Annotated in this window: 15 protein-coding genes; 14 read left to right on the top strand and 1 reads right to left on the bottom strand. The window is 60.5% G+C overall.

The genetic code is table 11. The annotated features are described in order from the left end of the window. Positions 1-106: 106 nt before the first annotated feature. The 13 genes from RMO89_RS13560 to RMO89_RS13500 all read left to right on the top strand — a co-directional run bounded on the left by RMO89_RS13560 (position 107) and on the right by RMO89_RS13500 (position 17,572). Positions 107-2,494, top strand: a complete 2,388-nt coding sequence (locus tag RMO89_RS13560; protein WP_310533730.1) for a TonB-dependent receptor — start codon at positions 107-109, stop codon at positions 2,492-2,494. Between the two features lie 66 nt (positions 2,495-2,560). Then, positions 2,561-3,427: a fumarylacetoacetate hydrolase family protein gene (locus tag RMO89_RS13555; RefSeq protein WP_310533729.1), complete on the top strand. Its 867-nt coding sequence runs from the start codon at positions 2,561-2,563 to the stop codon at positions 3,425-3,427. Beyond that, entirely contained in the window at positions 3,424-4,752 is a 1,329-nt protein-coding gene (locus tag RMO89_RS13550; protein WP_310533728.1) for an MFS transporter, read from the top strand. Before RMO89_RS13555 ends, RMO89_RS13550 begins: the two co-directional genes overlap by 4 nt. 25 nt (positions 4,753-4,777) lie before the next feature. Continuing rightward, on the top strand, positions 4,778-5,707 hold the full coding sequence (locus tag RMO89_RS13545) for a 3-keto-5-aminohexanoate cleavage protein (protein ID WP_310533727.1): 930 nt from the start codon (positions 4,778-4,780) through the stop codon (positions 5,705-5,707). Positions 5,708-5,730: 23 nt separating this feature from the next. After that, complete coding sequence (locus tag RMO89_RS13540) at positions 5,731-6,945, top strand: amidohydrolase family protein (RefSeq protein ID WP_310533726.1); 1,215 nt, start codon at positions 5,731-5,733, stop codon at positions 6,943-6,945. Between the two features lie 259 nt (positions 6,946-7,204). Next, positions 7,205-8,833: an amidohydrolase family protein gene (locus RMO89_RS13535; RefSeq protein WP_310533725.1), complete on the top strand. Its 1,629-nt coding sequence runs from the start codon at positions 7,205-7,207 to the stop codon at positions 8,831-8,833. A 327-nt stretch (positions 8,834-9,160) separates the two neighbouring features. Next, positions 9,161-9,847, top strand: coding sequence for a cytochrome b (locus RMO89_RS13530; protein WP_310533724.1), 687 nt, complete (start codon positions 9,161-9,163; stop codon positions 9,845-9,847). A gap of 19 nt (positions 9,848-9,866) precedes the next feature. Further along, positions 9,867-13,298, top strand: coding sequence for a pyruvate carboxylase (locus tag RMO89_RS13525; RefSeq protein ID WP_310533723.1), 3,432 nt, complete (start codon positions 9,867-9,869; stop codon positions 13,296-13,298). A gap of 92 nt (positions 13,299-13,390) precedes the next feature. Further along, complete coding sequence (locus RMO89_RS13520) at positions 13,391-15,097, top strand: acyl-CoA dehydrogenase (protein WP_310533721.1); 1,707 nt, start codon at positions 13,391-13,393, stop codon at positions 15,095-15,097. Positions 15,098-15,188: 91 nt separating this feature from the next. After that, positions 15,189-15,887 carry a CoA transferase subunit A gene (locus tag RMO89_RS13515; protein WP_310533720.1) on the top strand — a complete coding sequence of 233 codons (699 nt, stop codon included), beginning with the start codon at positions 15,189-15,191 and terminating at the stop codon, positions 15,885-15,887. A gap of 1 nt (position 15,888) precedes the next feature. Next, positions 15,889-16,524 carry a CoA transferase subunit B gene (locus tag RMO89_RS13510; protein ID WP_310533718.1) on the top strand — a complete coding sequence of 212 codons (636 nt, stop codon included), beginning with the start codon at positions 15,889-15,891 and terminating at the stop codon, positions 16,522-16,524. A 51-nt stretch (positions 16,525-16,575) separates the two neighbouring features. Beyond that, the gene (locus RMO89_RS13505) at positions 16,576-17,163 is read left to right on the top strand and encodes an NADPH-dependent FMN reductase (RefSeq protein WP_310533716.1); all 588 of its coding nucleotides are present in this window, start codon (positions 16,576-16,578) and stop codon (positions 17,161-17,163) included. Between the two features lie 85 nt (positions 17,164-17,248). Then, positions 17,249-17,572 carry a hypothetical protein gene (locus tag RMO89_RS13500; RefSeq protein ID WP_310533714.1) on the top strand — a complete coding sequence of 108 codons (324 nt, stop codon included), beginning with the start codon at positions 17,249-17,251 and terminating at the stop codon, positions 17,570-17,572. Between the two features lie 85 nt (positions 17,573-17,657). Here RMO89_RS13500 and RMO89_RS13495 read toward each other — a convergent pair whose 3' ends face one another. Next, positions 17,658-19,154 (bottom strand): bifunctional 3-(3-hydroxy-phenyl)propionate/3-hydroxycinnamic acid hydroxylase, encoded by a 1,497-nt coding sequence (locus tag RMO89_RS13495; protein WP_310533713.1) that lies wholly within the window; start codon positions 19,152-19,154, stop codon positions 17,658-17,660. Positions 19,155-19,274: 120 nt separating this feature from the next. Here RMO89_RS13495 and RMO89_RS13490 point away from each other — a divergent pair, with 120 nt between their 5' ends. Continuing rightward, positions 19,275-19,931: a TetR/AcrR family transcriptional regulator gene (locus RMO89_RS13490; protein WP_310533712.1), complete on the top strand. Its 657-nt coding sequence runs from the start codon at positions 19,275-19,277 to the stop codon at positions 19,929-19,931. The last annotated feature ends 81 nt before the right edge of the window (positions 19,932-20,012 follow it).

Raw genomic sequence — 20,012 nt, 5'->3', positions numbered from 1 at the left:
CTACCGTCACGAGCAGATCGGGACTTCACCTCCTGATGCGTCGGTTGCGCGGCAATCAAAACGGCAAGCTGCCAGCACACAAGCAGCGGTTCAAACGGGAGTGGTTATGTCGATTTCGCACAAGTCTTGGCTCATGTTTTCAGCAGCAGTCTTGCTCACGCCGGGCGCGGCTTTCGCGCAGTCGGCGGAACCATTTCCGAGTTCGGCCGACGCCGAAGCTGATAACGACGGTCTCGAAGAAATCGTCGTCACCGCTCAGCAACGCGGCGAAAATCTGCAGAAGGCCGCGGTGCCGCTCTCCGTCGTGACCGGGGAAGAACTTTTGAAGTCAGGGATCATCGGCGTCGAAACGCTGCAGAAATCTGTTCCCGCACTGCAGGTTGCAAATGGCGCTACCGGTAATTTCATCTTCATCCGCGGCGTCGGCAGCTTCTCGATCTCGCCCACCAGCGATCCCGCCGTGGCGTTCAACTATGACGGCGTCTATATCGGCCGCTCGGGCTCGACCACCGGCGCACTGTTCGATCTCGAACGCGTTGAAGTGCTCAAGGGCCCGCAAGGCACACTTTACGGCCGGAACGCGACGGCGGGTGCGATCAACATCTTGCCTGCGCAGCCACGGCTTGGCGAAACATCGGGTTATGCCTCTGCAAGTTACGGAAACTACGACACCGTAAACCTTGAAGGCGCCGTCAATGTCGCGGCCGGGGACAACGCCGGGTTGCGGCTCTCGGGAATTTACTCGTCGCACGATGGCTATCTGAGTGACGGCAGCAGTTCGGACGAGACATACGGACTGCGCGGTCAACTCAAGGTCGAACTCGACCCGAGGCTGACAGTGCGGATCGGCGCCGACTACGCGCACCAGGGCGGCACCACCACGGGTGCAACCTACATTGGCAGGTTCGCCTTCAATCCGACCGCTGGGGCGTTTGTTTTCACGCCGTCGAACCTGCCGGTCTCGGAAGGACTTTACACTCCGGCGGCGCAGGCATTTCGGCGGACTGGTGCCGCTGGCACCTTGGCTGGGCGGTTCAACGATCCACTCGGCTTTCCGCAATCGGTCGATACGGATATCTATGGCGTTACTGCCCACATCGATTACGAAACCTCGCTCGGCACGATCAGTCTGATCCCGTCATGGCGGCATTCGCGGCGCGACATTCTTAGCACGGGTGCCGGACAGGCGGTCGGCAACATCGCCGAAGCCGATCAGACCTCGGTCGAGGCCCGGCTTGTCAGCCCGTCTGGCGGAACGCTCGACTACATTATCGGCGGCTACTACTTCAGCGAAAACATCAACGACGACGTCCACAACACCTCGGGAACCCAGGCCTCGTTCCAGTCAACCCAGACGACAACCCGTTCGCCATCCGCCTACGGTCGCCTGACACTCCATGCTACCGACGCGCTGCGGCTTACTGGCGGTATTCGCTACACTCACGACAAGAAGACCTACACGAACGCCTCGCGGACACTGCAACTGGCGTGCCTCATTCCGGCAGCGTCGGGCGGATGCCCCAATGTGGCCTTGCTTCCCTATACCCAAACGTTCGAAGAACAACCGGTGCGGCCGACGGTGCTCGGCGTTGCCGGCGGAATACCGATTGCCAACGGCGGAGTGGTTCGCCGTGTCGACTCTACCGCTACTGGCCAATTTAGCGAAGGAAAGGTTACCTATCGTGCCGCGGTGGAATTCGACGTCGCGCCCCGCTCGATGCTCTACGCGAGCTTCGAGACGGGTTACCGGGCCGGTGGCTTCAATACCGACTCGCCCTACGGACCCGAGACCATTACCGCTTACACGATCGGCTCGAAGAACCGCTTTTTCGACAACCGGCTTCAGCTGAACATCGAAGCTTTTTACTGGAAATACAATGATCAGCAGCTCTCGTTCCTGGGGATCAACTCGGTCGGCGCAGTTGCGCTGCTGACACGCAACATCGGCCGGTCAGAAGCCAAGGGTGTCGAAGTCGAAGCGCTCGCGCAGGTGACGCCAACGACGCTGCTGCGCAGCAATATCCAGTACGTCGACAGCAAATACAATTCGTTCACATATGTCACACCGGCGCGGCCCTACACGGGGTGCGCCACGACACCCTCGGCGACTCCCACAGGTGCACCGTTCACCGTCAATTGCGCCGGCTTCCCGCTTTTCAACGCCCCGAAGTGGACGGTGAACCTCGGTGCCCAGCAAAGCTTCGCGGTTGGTGACAAGCTTGAACTCGTGTTCGATGCCGATACCCAGTATCGCTCGAGCCGGTACACCAACTTCACTTTGACAGCACAGGATCTCCAGGGTCCGACCTGGACTTCCAATGCACAGGTTTCGCTGATCGGCGATGACGGGCGCTGGACGATCTCGGCATTCGTTCGCAATATCGAGAACAATCGCTACCAGACATTTGCGACGCAGACTCCAGGATCGAACCTGTATGTGTCACTCAATGCGCAGCCGCGCACTTTCGGCGCGCGGCTCTCGACAAAGTTCTGAAGCGGAATCGGAAAAGACGGCGGTGGTGGCCGGGTCACCCTGCCGTCTTCAAGCGAGGAATTCTGAATGAAACTGCTGCGATATGTCTCTGATGAAGGTGCCGCACTGGGTGTGTTGCAAACCGGCCGCGAAGACCGCGTTGTCCCGCTTGCGCCCGTTTCGGGGGAATTCCCGACCATGCGCTCGATCATCGAGGGCGGCAGCACCGCGCTCGAGCGGATCGGCGCGCTCGCCGAGCAGGGCGAAGGCGCTTTCGATCTCGCTGATGTACAATTGCTCGCCCCGATCGAACGGCCAGGCAAATATCTCGCGATCGGTATGAATTACGCCAAGCACATTGCCGAGGCCAAACGGCTTGGCCAGCCGACCCCGACCCAGCAGTTCTGGTTCAACAAGCAGACCAGTTGCCTCGCCGGTCCATTCGACGACATCGAACCGGGTGTGAGCGAGCAGCTCGATTACGAAGTCGAACTCGGCGTTGTTATCGGCCGGTCTGCCAAGGGTGTCAGCGAAGCAGACGCCAAGAATCACGTGTTCGGTTATGTCGTGGCTAATGACGTTTCGGCGCGCGACTGGCAGCGGCACTCGCCAACCTTCACGATGGGCAAGTCGTTCGATACCCACGGGCCGATCGGACCCTGGATCGTGACCGCCGACGAGATCGCAGACCCGCATGCACTGGCCCTGCGTTGCCTGGTTAATGGCGAGGTGCGCCAGGACAGCAACACCAGCGAACTCGTCTACAATGTCTGGCAGCAGATTTCGTATCTCTCGACCGCGTTCACGCTCGAACCGGGCGACCTGCTTGCCACCGGTACGCCCTCTGGCGTCGGAATCGGGATGCAGCCGCCGCGCTTTCTTCAGTCGGGTGATGTTGTCCGCTGTGAGGTTGAAGGCATCGGAATGATCGAAAACCGCGTGAGCTCCAAATGAGCGCGCCGCCCCCCGGAATCACCTCGCAAAATCCTCTCGATAACGCGCCGATGCGCGTGCGCCAGATTCTGATCCTGATGATTGCCCTGCTGCTTTCCGCGCTCGACGGCTACGACGCAATGTCGATGGCCTTTGTCGCGCCGGCGCTTGCCACCGAGTGGGGCATCGGAAAAAGCCTGACGGGATTGCTCTTGTCCAGCAGTCTTGTCGGCATGGCGATTGGAGCCGTCGGGCTGTCGCCTTTGGCCGACAAATATGGACGACGGGCTGTCGTCCTCGGCGCGCTCGTCGTGATGACGTTAGGCACGGCGTTTTCAGCAGTTGCGCCGTCGGTGCCGTTTCTTGCTGCGGCACGTTTGCTCACCGGCATTGGTATTGGCGTGATGGTCGCTATGACAACCTTGCTGTCCGCCGAGTTTTCCAACGCAAAGCGCAGACCACTTGCTGTGGCGGCAATTGCAACGATCGGCTTCCCGCTGGGCGGCGTTATCGGTGGTCTGGGCGCATCCGCCATTCTCAAGACTGCAACATGGCACCTTGTGTTTTGGGCCGGTTCGATAGCCGGTTTGGTTCTGATTGCCCTTGTCTTCGTGGCCCTGCCAGAATCGCCAGTCTATCTCATCGTCAGGCGCTCACACGGCGCCTTGGAACGGGCCAACGGCGCGCTGTCGCGTCTCGGCCATTCTGCACTGTCTGAATTGCCCGCAGCGGTTGACCGCCAGCAGATCCGCTACCGTGCGCTGTTCGAACCTGGCCTTCGTCCCATCGTTCTGCGCCTCACGATAACCGCCACCCTGATTGCAACAACCGCTTATTTCAGCATTAACTGGTTGCCGACGATGGTCGTTGACGCCGGCTTCACACCGGCCCAAGGGAGCCTTGTTTCAGCTCAGTCCGGGTTGATCGGTTTCATCGGCGGAGTAATTTTTGCGGCCTTTGCCGGGCGATTCCCCCCAACCAAAGTTGCTGCTGTTGCGATGACGAGCGGAGCACTGGCTTTGGCGGCGCTGGGCCTCGTCCCGCCCGCGCTTCAATATTTTGTTCTGGCAGCAGGTGCCCTTGGCTTCTGCATGGCAGGTACGACAGGCATGTTCTACACGCTTCTGGCCACGACCTTCCCAGCCGGTTTGCGGGCATCGGGCATGGGCTTCGTCATGGGAATCATGCGCATCGCGAGCGCGGCCGGGCCGGCCCTTGCCGGATTTATGTTCGCGCAGGGTATGACCCGAGCCGGCGTATCGCTGATCTTCGCCATCGGCCCGGTCATCGCGGCGATCCTGATCGCCACGCTTCCAACTGCATCGAACAACACCAACCCGCGCTGACCGCGGGCAAACAGGAGTTTCAGCCGTGGCCTCTCGCAAGGTTATCATCACGTGCGCTATCACGGGAGGGATTCACACCCCGTCGATGTCGCCACATCTGCCCATTTCGGCAGAGCAGATTGCCGATTCCGCAGTCGGCGCGGCCGAGGCCGGAGCGGCGATCGTCCATCTTCATGCCCGCAATCCGCTCGATGGGCGGCCCGACCAGTCGGCCGAGGCATTTGAGCCGATTCTGCGCAGCATAAAGCAACGCTCAGCCGTTGTGTGCAACATAACCACCGGCGGTGCGCCAGGTATGACGCGCGAGGAACGGCTTCGTCCGGCGACGGTGTGGAAGCCCGAAGTGGCAAGCCTCAACATGGGATCGATGAACTTCGGGCTGTTCCCGATGCTCAAACGCTTCAAGGAGTTCCAGCACGAGTGGGAGCCAGCGATGCTCGAGAGTACCCGCGACGTGGTTTTTCGGAACACCTTCGCTGACATCGAGTACGCGCTCGAAACTCTGAACGAGACCGGCGCGCGCTACGAATTCGAATGCTACGACACCAGCCACCTCCACAACCTTCATTACTTCTACCGCGAAGGCCTGGTTAAGGGGCCGCTGTTCATTCAGACAGTGTTCGGCCTGCTTGGCGGTATCGGCTCACATCCCGACGAAGTGATGCACATGAAGCGCACCGCGGATCGGCTATTCGGCGACAATTATCGCTGGTCAGTGCTCGGCGCTGGCCGCAGCCAAATGCCTATTGCGGCAATGGCGGCGGCAATGGGCGGAAATGTACGTGTCGGCCTCGAGGATTCGCTTTGGTTGGGGGCCGGCACGCTGGCCGAATCCAACGCGTCCCAAGTTACTCAGGTGCGCAAGATCATCGAAGGTCTGGGCCTTGAGGTGGCAACCCCTGACGAGGCACGCGAAATATTGGAGCTCAAAGGAAGCGACCGCGTGGGATTTTGACTAACGTCCAAGGAGCTGACCGCGTGACCGAGGGATCAGAACAAACCTACGACCTGGTGATCAAGCGCGCGCACGTGTTCGACGGGCATGAATTGCTGCCCGGTCTGCGCGATGTAGGGCTGCGCGGACGCGAGATTTCCGCGATCTCCGAAACATCGCTCAGGGGCAAACGCGAAGTCGATGCCGCTGGATGCTGGTTGATGCCGGGGCTGATCGACACGCACGTCCACTTTTACGATTTTCGCGCAGTCAGGGATCAAGCCTCGCTGGATGCGTTCATAGCGGACGATGTTGGAAAATTGCTCGACCAATTTCTTCAAAGCGGTGTTACTACGATCAAATCGGTGGGCGACCCAACCACTGAGATTCTCGAGACGCGGGCAAGAATTGCGGCTGGCGCTCTCCGCGGGCCTCAGCTGTTCACCACCGGCAACGGGCTGACCGCATCCGAGGGGCACCCTGGCTCGACCATCTTCAGTGGCAATCCGTGGTTCCGCTCGCGCGCAACGCGAGAGGTCGATAGCCCCCAGATGATGCGCGACAATGTGCATTTCCTCGCCGACAGGAAAGTCGACGCGATCAAGCTGCTCTCCGAAGGTGGCTGCAAGTGCCAAGGCGGATCGCCCTATATCTGGCAGAACCCTGTCTTCCCGAACGCGGTAGAACTCATCCGGCTCCCCAAGGCAACCCTGCGCGCTGGCATCGAAGCTGCCCACGAACGGGGACTGCGGGTTACCGTTCATACGGTGCAGCAAGCCGCAGCCATCGAGGCAATCGAAGCAGGAGCGGACGGCCTCGAGCATGGCGTCACGGTGGAACCGATTACAGACAGGGCATTCATCGACATGATGGTTGAGCGCAAGGCGACCTACGCGTCGACCTTGTGGATCCACGATGCGGTTCACCCCCATACGCGGACAAATACGAAACTGATGGCGGATGCGGGCGTCGCAATGGTTCTTGGCAGTGACAGCTTTTGTGGACGCGGCCAGTTCGGTCAAAACACGATCGAGGAGGCCGAACTAATGGAAGCCTCGGGGCTGTCGCCAAACGAAGTCCTGGTTGCGGCAACCAGCCGCGCCGCGTGGCATCTCGAACGCCCCGATATGGGCGTCATATCGCCCGGCAAGCGGGGTGACTTGATTCTTCTGAGCAAGGATCCATTGCAAACCGTCGCAAACTTGCGGTCACTAACGATGACCGTCCTCGGCGGAGAGATTGTCGTCGATAAGCGGTGATGCAGGCTGCTCGATGCGCAGCGCGACCTGCTTGACGATTGGGTTCGCTGCCGGAAGGTGGGTCTCCGCGAGTCTACAGCCGTCGGGCGGCATTAATACCTACCAGGTAACACCTCGGCCTAATTACCATCTTCTTTCGAAGTGCCGACGGGCCGACACCCACCCTACAACAAAAAGGCCGAGGGCAATGGCGACTAGTGGGAGCCGATCACTGTTAGGGCGCAAATCTTTTTCTCTGCGGCAAATTGTGTTTGGCGGATTGCTGGCGACACTCTTCGTCGCCTGGGCGGTGCCCACCGTCGCCGCACCGACACGTTCTGCTCCCGCAAGCAGCGTCACGCCCGCGTGCAGCGGTTCACGCGACCTTGCTCTCCGCAACGGCAAGATCGTGACCTTGAGCACACCCGCGATCGTTTCGGAGGTTGTGATCCGCGATGGACTCGTTGTGCACGTCGGCCCCGGCGGTCGCCACGACTACACACCGTGCACGCGGGTCATCGATCTAAAAGGTCGTACCGCCATTCCTGGCCTGATCGACGGCCATATCCACTTCGTCACCTGGGGTTTCCGGCCCGGGAACGATGCTCGGCTAGATCGCGCGGAATCAATTGCCGATGCCATGCACATTATCGCAAAACGGGCTGACGGCCTTGCGGCGAGACAATGGGTCACCGCGGTTGGCGGCTGGTCGCGATCGCAATTCAGCGACAATCGGCTTCCGACTCGGGATGAGCTGGACCAGGTGTCGCCGAACAATCCAGTTTTCGTCTGGGAGCGTGAGGGATTGCCAGCCGTTACCAATTCGTCGGGCGCGGCATATTTCACCGGTCACGGTATCGCCGTGTCGGCCAATGGAGAACTCGCCGTGGGCCGCGATACCGCAGTGGCCTACTCTCTGCTCGGAACCAGTCAGGTCGATCCCCAACGAGGCACGCGTGATGCGATGGCTTATCTCGCGGGCGTGGGAGTGACCACTGTTGCCGATATGGGCGTGAACGCGGCGCCCGAAGGACAGCGGCCGCCGGAGCGGTCCTGGCACTCCGGATTCGTCGATGTTTACCGTGCATATGACTCAGTGCTGGCGCTCTCGCACGCTGATCAGCTGACGCTGCGGGTCCGGCTCGATTTTCTGGATACTCCGGACGGCCCTGCGCACGATGCCGAGCGTCTGAAGTATCAGTTCCCTAGCTTTGGCAATGACATGCTCAAGACGCTTTGCATGGGTGAGTTCATTACTCCCGATCCGGCGAAATATGACGACAGCGCGCTGGCCGTGGCGCAGCGCGGCGGCTGGTGTCACGAACAGCATGTGATGGGCCTCACCGACATCCGCAAGTTCATTGGCATCTGGGAAGGAGTGAACGCCAAGGTGCCGCTGGCAGGACGCCACTGGCGCCTTGCCCATGTGTTCGGGATCGATGCGGATGCGCTGTCGAGGCTCCGTGTCCTCGGAGCCGGGGTGAATGTGGCTGCGATGCTTTATGCGCCGGGGAACCAGCTTCCCGGTCTGTCGCGAGAAATTCCCTATCGCTCGATCCTGAATTCGGGGGTCCCAGTGGCCGGTGTTTCGGATGGTCCCAATTTCATGCCAGTCGATCCATGGATTCACATTTCACTGATGGTTACAGGCAAAGACAGTCAGGGTCGGCAAGTCGTTACTTCAGGCGAAACGCTCGACCGGACCCAGGCGCTGCGCTTCTACACATCAAATCAGGCATGGTTCCTGGATGATGATCGGCTCGGCACGATCAAGCCCGGGTCATTTGGCGATATCGTCGTGCTCGACCGCGACTATCTGGCGGTTCCAGAAGGCGAAATCCGCGGAATTCAAGCATCCATGACCATCGTCGGCGGACAGGTCGTCTACGATGGGGCAGGCGGCCGATGACCTTGAAGAACCGCCGCGACTATGCGGTCAGATCAAAAGGAAACGGCCCCGAAGTCGTCCCGAATGTGAAGAAGACACCATGAGCAAGCCCGTTTCATCCGCGTTTCTGCTTGGCGCATTCATCTGCGCAATGGTTGCCGCCCCCAGCATCGCACATAGCCAGACGGTGTGCGGCACGCCTGCCGCTGCAACCTCGGGAGATGCGGTATCGGCTGAGAATGGAGCGCCGGCAAGCTACATCGCCTTCACGGGTTCGCGCGTCGCAACCCCTGCCTGGCACGTTACATCTAAGCGCCGCCCCCGGTGCGAGAAGTTGCACTTCAAACCATGACGGGAATTGGGAACCCCACACCAGCCCGTTACACGAGCGTTGCGATCGCCCTTCATTGGTCGATCGCGGCACTGGTCGTGCTCAATCTGACTGTCGGCTGGTGGATGGAAGACTTGGTCGAGCCATACCGGACGCTTGTCGTCCGGCTGCACCAGTCGTCGGGGATGACGGTTCTTGTGCTGGCCCTGTTGCGCATCGGCTGGCGATTGACGCACCGGCCGCCGCCGTTCGACGCTGACCTCTCGCGCATCGAGCGGATGGCGGCCTCGGTCGTGCATTTCGCGCTCTACGCGGCGATGCTCGGGTTACCGTTGTCGGGATGGGCGCTCATTTCCGCTAACCCGCCCCGCTATGTCGAGTCGACTGCAGGCAAGGGTAGTCCGGTGCAGGCGAAGCCGTTTCGCCAGCAAAAGTACATCATGCTTTGGGGAATTGTACCTCTGCGCCCGATCGGTCCCATCCAGGATATTGCGCGTCTGCCGGGAGGGGTGGCCAAGCAGGAAGAATTGCACGAGCGCATCGTCTCGGCACATGCCGCTGCTGGCTACCTGATGTTGGCTCTGATCGTCATTCACATGCTTGGGGCACTGAAGCATCAGTTCCTGGACGGGAAAGGCGAACTGTACCGAATGGGTCTAGCCCGCTTTGGTCGACGCCCAATCCTGCGCAAGCGGGACCGTTAAGACCATGTCAGACAGGAAAATGAAACGGCTTCTCGTCGCCAATCGGAGTGAAATCGCAATCCGTGTATTTCGGGCCGCGACCGAGCTAGGCATCCGCACCATTGCGATTCATGCCGAAGAGGACAAGCTCTCGCTGCATCGGTTCAAAGCGGATGAAGCCTATCACCTGGGCGATGGCATAGGGCCAATTGCAGCCTACCTCGACATCCCGCGGATTATCGCCATCGCAAAAGCCGCGGACGCCGATGCAATCCATCCTGGGTACGGGTTCCTCTCCGAGAATCCCGAATTCGCTCAGGCCTGCGCGGATGCGGGGATTACTTTCATCGGTCCGCAGCCCGAAACGATGCGGGCGCTGGGCGACAAGGTCTCCGCGCGCCATATCGCGATCGCCGCCGCGGTACCGGTTATTCCGGCCAGCGAACCACTTCCTACGGATGATGCCGGAATTTTGGCGATCGCGTCGGACATAGGTTATCCGCTGATGCTCAAGGCCAGCTGGGGTGGGGGTGGCCGCGGGATGCGTCCGGTCGAGAACGAAACGCAGTTGCTCGACGCAGTGCGGTCCGGTCGGCGCGAGGCCAAGGCCGCCTTCGGCCGGGATGAGGTGTATCTCGAAAAGCTGATCCGGCGCGCCCGCCATGTTGAAGTGCAGTTGCTCGGTGATGAGCACGGAAACCTGTTCCATCTGTTTGAGCGCGATTGTTCGATCCAGCGGCGCAACCAGAAGGTCATAGAACGTGCGCCCGCTCCCTACTTGAACGATGGGACTCGTCAGGCTTTGTGCGATGCTGCTCTCAGAATAGGCAAAGCGACCGATTATGTCGGGGCCGGCACCGTCGAGTTCTTGATCGACGAAGAATGCGGCGAATTCTACTTTATCGAGGTCAACCCGCGCATCCAGGTCGAGCATACCGTGACCGAAATGGTTACGGACATCGACATCGTAAAAGCACAGATCCGCATAGCGGAAGGTGGCAGGCTCGGCCTGGTCGATGAGACCGGTGTTCCGCCGCAGCAAGACATCCGCCTCAACGGTCATGCCTTGCAGTGCCGGATCACGACCGAAGACCCCGAGAACAGCTTCATCCCCGACTACGGCCGGATCACTGCCTATCGCGGCGCTTTTGGCTATGGGGTGCGTGTCGACGGCGGCACTGCCTATTCCGGCGCTGTCGTCACCCGGCACTATGACCCCTTGCTGGAAAAGGTCACAGCTTGGGCGCCGCGGCCGGCGGAAGTCATTGCCCGCATGACCCGGGCGTTGCGCGAGTACCGCATTCGCGGCGTAGCTACGAATCTCGCGTTTCTCGAAAATGTGCTGGCTCATCCTGACTTCGTCGCCAATCGCTACACAACAAAGTTTATCGATGATACGCCCGGCCTCCTGTCGCTGGGCAGGCGCCGCGACCGTGCCACACGGTTGTTGACCTACATTGCCGATGTCACCGTCAACGGCCATCCCGACGTCAAGGGCCGACCGCGTCCGGCAGCACAGGCCGGTGCTCCGCAGTTGCCGCAGCCAGTCGGTCGCGCGCCGGAGGGTGCTCGCCAGTTGCTTGAAACGAAAGGGCCGTTCGCCTTCGGGCGCTGGGTTCGTCAACAGCAGCAGGTCCTGCTCACTGACACGACGATGCGCGATGCCCACCAGTCGCTGCTCGCAACTCGCATGCGTACCGCGGACATGCTGCCCGCCGCCGCGGCATGCGGGCACACGTTGCCACAGCTCTTAAGCCTTGAATGCTGGGGCGGTGCGACGTTCGATGTCGCCATGCGGTTTCTGCAGGAAGATCCGTGGGAGCGACTGGAAGCCATCCGCGAGCGTGCGCCCAACCTGTGCACGCAGATGCTTTTGCGCGGGGCCAACGGGGTGGGCTATACGAACTATCCCGACAACGTCGTCCGCCATTTCATCGCCCAGGCCGCGCCGGGCATCGACATCTTCCGCATATTCGACTGCCTGAACTGGGTCGAGAACATGCGAGTCGCAATCGATGCGGTGAACGAGAGCGGGAAGGTAGCGCAGGGTGCCCTGTGCTACACCGGCGATATTCTCGACCCGGACCGGGCAAAGTACAGCATCGGGTATTATGTCGAACTCGCGCGCAACCTCGATGCGGCGGGCTGCCACATGCTGGCGATCAAGGACATGGCCGGGCTGCTTAAGCCCGCCGCCGCCAGGGCGCTCGTCGGGGCGCTGCGCGATGTGACGGACCTTCCCATCGCATTGCATACGCATGACACTTCCGGCGCCGCAGCCGCCACGGTCATGGCAGCGATCGAAGCCGGGATCGACAGTGTCGATACGGCGATGGATGCGATGTCGGGGACGACATCCCAGCCCTGCCTTGGCTCGATCGTCGAAGCTTTGCGCCATACCGAACGGGAATCCGGGCTCGATCCCGCTGCAGTGCGGAAGATCAGCTTTTACTGGGAAGCGGTCCGGCGCCAATACGCCGCCTTCGAAACCGATCTGCGTTCTGGTGCGTCCGAGGTTTATCATCATGAAATGCCCGGCGGCCAGTTCACCAATCTGAGGGAGCAGGCCCGCAGTATGGGGCTTGAAAGCCGCTGGCATGAGGTGGCGGATGCCTATGCCCAGGCAAACCTGCTGTTCGGCGATATAGTCAAGGTCACCCCCTCGTCGAAAGTCGTGGGCGACATGGCGCTGATGATGGTGTCGCAAGGGCTGGGCCCGGCGGACGTGCTGAACCCCGCGCGGGACGTCGCCTTTCCGGCTTCGGTCGTCGACATGATGCGCGGCGGCCTCGGGCAGCCACCCGGGGGTTGGCCCCCCGCCATCCAGCGCCGCGTTCTGGGAAGCGAAGAGCCGATTACTGTCCGACCTGCCAGCCTGCTGGGTGAGTTCGATCTGGACCTGTCCCGCCGCGAGGCGGAGAAGCGGGCCGCGCGACATCTGAGCGAACAGGAATTCGCCGGGTATCTCATTTATCCGAAAGTGTTCACCGAATTTGCCGACGCGCAGCGGCGCTACGGGCCGGTCGCTGCCTTGCCGACGCCGACCTATTTCTACGGCATGCAACCCGGTGACGAAGTCGCCGTGACGATAGAGCGGGGAAAAACCCTGGTCATCCGCCTGACTGCCATCGGCGAAACCGAGGAGGATGGCTCGGCGCGACTTTTCTTTGAGCTCAACGGGCAGACCCGGATCATTGCGATCGCCGATCGCAAGGCCGGCGGCGCGCGGACCACGCGCAAGAAGGCCGATCCGAAAAACGCTAACCATGTCGCCGCGCCCATGCCAGGCCTGGTCGCCTCGGTTGCGGTCAAGGCTGGGCAGGCCGTAAGAGCGGGAGATCTCGTGATGACGCTCGAAGCCATGAAAATGGAGACCGCGATCACGGCAGCACGTGACGGGATCATTGCAGAGCTTGCGGTGAATGCCGGGCAGACAATCGATGCCAAGGATTTGCTGTTCGTGCTCGAATAATCGCACCCTGGCTTTGCCGAATTCAACGGCAACATCTTCGACAAATTAATGGATTTGGCTGGCGAACATGTCGGCAAACAGGAGTACCGATCATGGTTTTCAATCCGGCAACGCAAGAGCAGCGATTTGTCCTGGACCACGTTGCGGCTATCGGCGAACTGGCTGCAACCGAGACCTTTGCCGCAGCGTCTGACGATCTCATCGATGCTGTGCTGGACGGGATCGGCCGGCAGGCGGCAGGTGAATGGGCTTTGCTCACCCGGCTTGGTGACACTATCGGAGCGCGGTGGACGCCGGACGGCGTCACGATGCCCGCAGGGTATCGGGATGCTTACCAAAACTATGTTGCAGGCGGTTGGGGTACGATTGGCGTGGCCGAGGCGCATGGAGGGCAGGGCTTGCCATTTGTCATCCAGACTGCGGTGCTGGAAACCCTTGGTACTGCGGACTTGGCCCTTGCCTTGTGTCCGATCCTGACACTCGGAGCCATCGAGGCGCTGTCGCACCACGGCAGCACGGAGCAGCAGGCAAAGTATTTACCGCACCTCGCCACGGGCGCCTGGACCGGAACCATGAATCTGACCGAATCGCAGGCTGGCAGCGATGTCGGCGCCTTGCGAACGAGTGCCCACCCACGCGGTGACGGAACTTACCTGATTACCGGCAGCAAGATATTCATTTCATTTGGCGACCACGACTTGGCTGACAACATTATCCATCTGGTACTTGCCAGGACTCCGGGCGCTCCCGAGGGGACCAGAGGGATTTCGCTTTTCCTTGTCCCCAAATATCGGCTTGCACCCGACGGTACCCCCGGTGAACACAACGATGTTCGCGTGGCATCAATCGAGCATAAGCTCGGACTGCATGCATCGCCCACCTGCGTGCTTTCGTTCGGCGATAATGGCGATTGCATCGGCGAACTGATCGGACCGGAAGGTGCCGGGATGCGGGCCATGTTCACGATGATGAACAATGCAAGGCTCAATGTCGGTCTCCAGGGGGTCCAGGCAGCTGAAGCCGCGACGCAAAAGGCTGCCGACTATGCGCGCGAGCGGGTGCAGGGCTATCGTGGCAACAGCGCGGTTCCAATCATCGAGCATCCCGACGTGCGAAGAATGCTGATGCGCATGAAAGCGCAAACCCAGGCCGCCCGCGCTCTGGTCTATTATGCGGCAGCTCAGGTCGATCGAGCCAATCTGGGTGATCATTCCGCCCGCATGCGCCTCGGCGCGCTAACCCCGCTGGCGAAGGCTCACGCGACTGACATAGGATGTGAAGTGGGCAACCTCTGTATCCAGGTTCACGGCGGCATGGGGTATGTCGAGGAAACCGGCGCGACCCAATTCTTCCGCGATGTCCGGGTTGCAGCAATCTACGAGGGAACAAACGGCATTCAGGCTGCCGATCTGGTCGGCCGCAAGCTCCTGCTCGATCAAGGCGCGACCATTCAAAGTCTCATCGACGACATGCGTTCCGAGGCCGAGAATTCCGCTCTGGTCGAGTTGATCAACGCCTGTGAAACCGTAACGACGCGGCTCCTGGGCGCCCATGACGACGATCGTCTGGCGGCGAGTTATCCCTTCCTCACAATGCTGGCGACTGCGACCTGCGGATGGCTGATGGAGCGGCAGTTTCGTGCCGCGGATGAGCCCGGTTGTGATCCAGCCTTTCGTGCCACGAAGCAGGCGACCGCCCTGTTCTATCTTCAGCAAATCGTGCCGGAAGCGCTGGGCCTGATGGCAGCGGCGATGGCCCCTGCCGAGATGCTCTATGCTGTTCCTGCGGAGAACTTTTGAACGACAGCAGTTCGCCGGTTCGCATAGGACATGGCAGCTCCAGGACACCCACAGACTATCGTCGATCGGTCGTAAAACACGGAAGCGCACTATGAAAAAGCACTATCCTGATGCCCAAGCAGCACTTGACGGGCTGCTCCACGAGGGCATGCTTATCGCCAGCGGCGGCTTTGGCCTCTGCGGCATTCCCGAGCGGCTGATCGATGCCCTTGTTGCCAGCGGCGTCAAAGGTTTGACCTTCGCCAGCAACAACGCGGGTATCGACAACGAAGGCATCGGCAAGCTGCTTCGCACCAAGCAGGTCAAGAAGATGATCAGCTCCTACGTTGGTGAGAACAAGGAATTCGAGCGCCAGTACCTTTCTGGCGAGCTCGAAGTCGAATTCTGCCCACAAGGCACGCTCGCCGAACGCATGCGCGCTGGCGGGGCGGGGATCCCTGGGTTCTACACCAAGACCGGGGTCGGCACCCTGGTAGCCGAGGGCAAGGAAGTGAAGGCGTTCGGTGGCGAGGAATACATTCTCGAAGCCGGAATTTTCGCCGACCTCGCCTTGGTCAAGGCCTGGAAGGCGGATGAGACCGGCAACGTGATTTTCCGCAAGACCGCGCGTAATTTCAATGTGCCAGCGGCGCAGTGCGGGAAAGTCTGCGTGGTCGAGGTCGAAGAGATTGTGCCGGTCGGCACCTTCGATCCCGACTGCATTCACCTGCCCGGCGTTTACGTTCAGCGCCTGATCGTCGGCAGCCCCTATGACAAGAAAATTGAATTCCGCACTGTGAGGGAAGCCTGAGATGCCTTGGACCCGCGACCAGATGGCGGCGCGCGCCGCGCAGGAGCTCCGGAACGGCTATTACGTCAACCTCGGCATCGGCATCCCGACGCTCGTGGCCAATAACATTCCCAAGGGGATGACGGTAACCCTGCAGTCTGAAAACGGCATGCTCGGCATCGGCCCGTTCCCCTATGACAACGAGGTCGACCCTGACCTGATCAACGCTGGCAAGCAGACCATCAGCGAACTGCCGCATTCGGCCTACTTCGACAGCGCGGCGAGCTTCGCGATGATCCGCGGCGGACACATCGACCTGACCGTGCTGGGGGCGATGGAAGTCGCCGAGAACGGCGATATTGCCAACTGGATGGTCCCGGGCAAGATGATCAAGGGGATGGGCGGGGCGATGGACCTTGTCGCCGGAGTCAAGAAGATCATCGTGGTGATGGAGCACTGCGCCAAGGACGGCAGCCCCAAGTTCATCCCAGCCTGTACCTTGCCGCTGACCGGCAAGAATGTGGTCGATATGATCATCACCGACCTCGCGGTGTTCCAGCGGGCGGATCACAAATCACCGTTCAAGCTGATCGAACTGGCTCCTGACGTCAGTATTGACGAGCTGCGGGCCAAGACTGCCGCGAACTTTACGACCTAATCTCCGCGACAAACCGCCACACCTAAACATGTCCTGAAAGGCAAGAACTCCATGTCCTCTCCCTATCGCCTGCACGGAATTTGCGGGAGCCTCCGCAAAAACTCCTTCTCGTCGGCAGTTTTGGCTGCACTGGCGGACGCGGCAGCCTCGCGGGCCGTATTCGACTACGCCGATATTGGCAGTGTTCCGCACTTCAATCAGGATCTCTATGTTGATCCTCTGCCGCAGTCAGTCCAGCGTCTGCGCGATCAGATTGCGAAAGCCGATGGCCTGGTGATCGTTTCGTCCGAATACAACCATGGCATTCCTGGCACGCTCAAAAACGCGCTCGACTGGGCCTCGCGTCCGCACAACGGCTCGCCACTGCGCAACAAACCCGTCCTAATCGTCACCACTTCGCCAGCGGCTACCGGCGGCGTACGCGCGCAACATCAAATTCGGGAGACAGTCATTTCGGCGCTCGCCCGGCCGGTGATCACACCCGAAATTGTCGTTGGACAAGTCAGCGCGAAGATGGTCGACGGCAAGTTCCAGGACACCTCGGTAATCGACTTTGCCATGGTTGGCTTTGCGGCCCTCTTCGCGGATATCGACCGACTCTTGGCGCTTCCCGTCGCCACTCCTGAGGCTACGTCCTAGATGGCTAGCGCCCGTTGACGATGCCAAATTTGCACCTACCCAGTCCTACTTTTCAGGCAACTACGAGGGCTGCTCCACTTGCCGCATGACGAGCGATAACGTCAAGTATGGTGTTTTGCTCGGTCAGCCAGTCGGATTTTCCGCCGGGCGGGATCCTGCCGCTGGACCGATAGGAAATCAAGGTCGTCGCGCGCGGCGCTTTGTACCGGTTTCGAAGGCGCTCAGTTCGTTCCATACGAGAAAGCGCGCCTTTAACAGCACTGTTTTCTTAGAGGTTATTTTGGGGGATATTTGTTGCCCAGTTGAAAATTATTTAGCAACGATAATTACATTTGTGCCGCATGTTGAACCGTCCTCCTACCAAGTCGCATGTCCACTTGCTTCTGTAAAAGTCCGCTTGCATCCGTGAACCGGGGCTGCAGGAGGCGGAGATCCCAGCATTTCAGCTTGTTTAGCCGCTCTGGTGACTTTCGCCTATGGTGAGACGCTGAACTTCAGACCCCGACCTGCTTACTGAACGCTGCCGCGAGCTCGGCGGGATTGCCGCTGGCAAAGACATAACGATCACCACGGACGAGCAGCGCCGCGGCATTTGCTTCGTCGAGGCGGCTGGCCAAGGCTTCCCTGAATGCCGCGAGACGGGCATCATCGAGTTTGAATTGAGTCAGCCCCGGCGTAACGGGCAAGTCCATCTGGCCGCGCGAAATCAACCATCCTCCGGGCCCCAGAATGTCGTCGAGCCGTGTATCCTTGCCCCCTTCCGTCACAACTGGCTGGAAGAAGCGCGATCCGGCGCTTGCGGTGTCCGGCAGGCCGAACGCGAGTGCGAGCGGCGGGGAACTGATGTCGGGCAAGGGCGCGCCGGTACGGCGCGCCTCGATCATGTGGCGGTCGCGCTCGGCAGCGGCCGCAGGATCATGGATGCAGACCACCCGCCCGGTCTCGATTGCCGCTTGTGTTATAGCACGCACGTGTGGCTCACGTTCGGCTTGATAGCTGTCGAACAAATGCTCCGTGTTCGCGCTCTTCAGCGCGAGCGGCAGCCGCCAGCTCAGTGCATGGGCGTCGCGGATGCCGGAACACATACCCTGCCCGGCAAAGGGCGGCATCTGATGCGCGGCATCGCCCGCCAGGAAAACGCGGCCCTGGTGCCATTGCTTCGCCACCAGCGCGTGGAAGCGGTACACCGCCTTGCGCTCGACTTCGACGATCCCGCGACTGCTCCAAGCGGACAGCAGCTTGGCGATCTTTTCATCATCAAGCATGACTTCGGTTGTTTCACCGGGCAGCATCATGAATTCGAACCGGCGCCGATTTTTGCCCATGATGACATAGGTGGTCGGCCGTTCGGGATCGCAGAGTTGGATGTTGAGGTCCGGCAGATCGTTGTCGTCATCCACCAGCAGATCGAGCACCAGCCAGGGCTCGTCGAATCCGAGATCCTCAAAGCCGATGCCAAGGCTTTCCCTGACCGGACTCCAGGCACCATCACAGCCCACCAGAAAGGTCGATTGAATTTCGAATTCGCCGTCAGGACCGATCCAGGTCGATCGAACCGATGTGCCGTCGTCATCCAGCGCCTTGAACGAAACGCCGGTGCGCAACTCGACTTTCGAATCGCCTGCTATACGATCGCGGATCGCACGTTCGATGCCGGGTTGATGCATCATGTAGCCGCGCCAGCCCGTATCGGCGGATCCGCGCAAATCGAAATCGAGCAGGATATCGCCCGCCTTGTTGCGAAAGACATAGCGGTCGGAGGCAACGATCGACGGCGCGATCGCATCGGTGATGCCGATCTGCTGAAAAATGCGCATGATCTCGTGATCGAAATGGGCGGCACGGGGCAGGGGATAGATAGACTCGTTCGTCTCGCCGATAAACGTCCGCAGACCCGCTTGACCTAGCAAGGCGGCCAACGCCGCGCCAACCGGGCCAGCGCCAACAATCGCCACGTCGAATTGCCCGCCTGCTTGCGATGCCTGTGCCATAGTCTCTCCCATCATCGGACTTTTATTGGACTAAAAGTCTAATAGAGTTTACCGGACTTGGCAATGAGCTTGTTGTGCAACTGGGCGTCCGAGGGCAATGCCCGGATAGGGAGACATAACTTGGCCGAGACGAACACTGCTTCAGAAACACCCGCGCGCGCGGACCCACGCTGGCGCCGGACCCGTCAGGCCATCATCGCGGCGGGCGAATCGCTGTTTGGTCAGCATCCCGCCGACGGTGTCAGCATCGACGATCTGGTTCGGCTTGCCCGGATTTCAAAGCAATCCTTCTATAATCATTTTCCCGACAAGGATGCGCTTGCGCGCGAACTGCTGCGTCTGGCCCGTGCGGAACTGGACCGTCTGGTGACTGCGGCCAATCAAGGGGAAGCCGACCCGGCGAAGCGGCTGGCTACCGGAATTGCGGTATATTCAGCCCAGGCGCTGCTGAAGCCGCACCAAGGACAACTGGTGGGACAACTGATGCTGATCGATGCCTCAGCCGATTCGGAAGCGAATTCACCGGTAGTCGCGGATGTCATCGCCGGGCTCAGCAAGGGCCGGCTGGCGGTGTTTACGCCCGAAACCGGAGTAGGGTTCATCCTCGGGGTAGGCGAAGCACTGGTCCGCAAGATCCTGACCGATCCCGATCGCGAAACCGCCGCAATAATCTGCCAGCAATATACGACGTTGCTGCTGCGGGCGTTCGGCCTTTCCCCGCTCGAATCGGAGATGATTGCGGCCGAGGCGTCAGAACGGATTATCCGGCGCGGCTGAGCACTTTTTCACTGACTTTCGTTCAAGCACGCCCCCCACAAACTGGCTATTTGACTCGGGGTAAAAAAGCTATTAGACCTC

Source organism: Novosphingobium sp., from assembly GCF_031424035.1.
In the GTDB taxonomy this organism is placed as follows: Bacteria; Pseudomonadota; Alphaproteobacteria; order Sphingomonadales; family Sphingomonadaceae; genus Novosphingobium.
Note: the sequence above shows the minus strand (reverse complement) of the source record. Positions and strands in the feature narration are given on the sequence as shown.

Coding starts and splice junctions, on each gene's coding strand:
- RMO89_RS13505 (WP_310533716.1), top strand. CDS start 16,576: ATGTCCTCTCCCTATCGCCTGCACGGAATTTGCGGGAGCCTCCGCAAA.
- RMO89_RS13525 (WP_310533723.1), top strand. CDS start 9,867: ATGAAACGGCTTCTCGTCGCCAATCGGAGTGAAATCGCAATCCGTGTA.
- RMO89_RS13530 (WP_310533724.1), top strand. CDS start 9,161: ATGACGGGAATTGGGAACCCCACACCAGCCCGTTACACGAGCGTTGCG.
- RMO89_RS13550 (WP_310533728.1), top strand. CDS start 3,424: ATGAGCGCGCCGCCCCCCGGAATCACCTCGCAAAATCCTCTCGATAAC.
- RMO89_RS13500 (WP_310533714.1), top strand. CDS start 17,249: ATGACGAGCGATAACGTCAAGTATGGTGTTTTGCTCGGTCAGCCAGTC.
- RMO89_RS13520 (WP_310533721.1), top strand. CDS start 13,391: ATGGTTTTCAATCCGGCAACGCAAGAGCAGCGATTTGTCCTGGACCAC.
- RMO89_RS13495 (WP_310533713.1), bottom strand. CDS start 19,154: ATGGCACAGGCATCGCAAGCAGGCGGGCAATTCGACGTGGCGATTGTT.
- RMO89_RS13560 (WP_310533730.1), top strand. CDS start 107: ATGTCGATTTCGCACAAGTCTTGGCTCATGTTTTCAGCAGCAGTCTTG.
- RMO89_RS13515 (WP_310533720.1), top strand. CDS start 15,189: ATGAAAAAGCACTATCCTGATGCCCAAGCAGCACTTGACGGGCTGCTC.
- RMO89_RS13555 (WP_310533729.1), top strand. CDS start 2,561: ATGAAACTGCTGCGATATGTCTCTGATGAAGGTGCCGCACTGGGTGTG.
- RMO89_RS13510 (WP_310533718.1), top strand. CDS start 15,889: ATGCCTTGGACCCGCGACCAGATGGCGGCGCGCGCCGCGCAGGAGCTC.